Origin of the sequence: Paracoccus sp. S4493 (genome assembly GCF_000967735.1) — a bacterium.
GTDB classification, from domain to species: domain Bacteria; phylum Pseudomonadota; class Alphaproteobacteria; order Rhodobacterales; family Rhodobacteraceae; genus Paracoccus; species Paracoccus marcusii.
On record NZ_JXYF01000551.1, the window covers coordinates 1 to 608 of the forward strand.

Consider the following 608-nt stretch of genomic DNA (forward strand, 5'->3'; position numbering starts at 1 on the left):
ATAACGATGCCAAGGGGTGTGGGCTTTCCTGCAACCGGCTGAAGCCGGTGCAGGAAGCGCCGCCGGTCGGCGGCGAGCCTTTCCTTTTCCTCGATCGAATAGAGCGGAGGGACAAAGAGATTGCCCGAAATCGGCCCGGCCTTCGTGCTGACTTTTGCGGCCGCGGCCATCAACTCACGGTGGATGATGAACCAGCTGCGGCGGCGGCCGTAAGTGCTTCGCCACTTGTTCAGACCTGCGGCTTCCCAAAGGTAGTGCAGCATGGCCAGCAGGCGCAGTTTTGCCGGGCTGGCGACGGCGGATGATGCGGCCTCTCCCGGATCGGCCACGGGGGCGGCCCGTCCACCCTTCACCGATAGCGGAAAATCCAGCTTGAGCATGGTGCCGCCCGCCTCGTCGGTCACGATGGCCTGTCCGTTCACCTGGCCCAGGCCGGACAGTTCCGGGGGTGGATCGAATGTCTCACAGACCGGATCGTGAAGATGACCCGTTCCGGGCATTCGTTTCAGGATATATTCGTTCCCGACCTTGGCGATATACATTGCCGGTTCCTGACGGCTGCATTGGCACAGCGGCCTGGCCTTCTTATCGTATGCGCCTTCCAGGAT

The 608-nt window shown here is 62.2% G+C and carries 1 protein-coding gene; it reads right to left on the bottom strand.

Features of this window, described 5'->3' with window-relative positions; all coding sequences use genetic code 11:
• A partial coding sequence (locus TW83_RS19005; protein WP_045984356.1) for a DUF1173 family protein occupies positions 1 to 608 on the bottom strand: 608 nt, incomplete at its 3' end.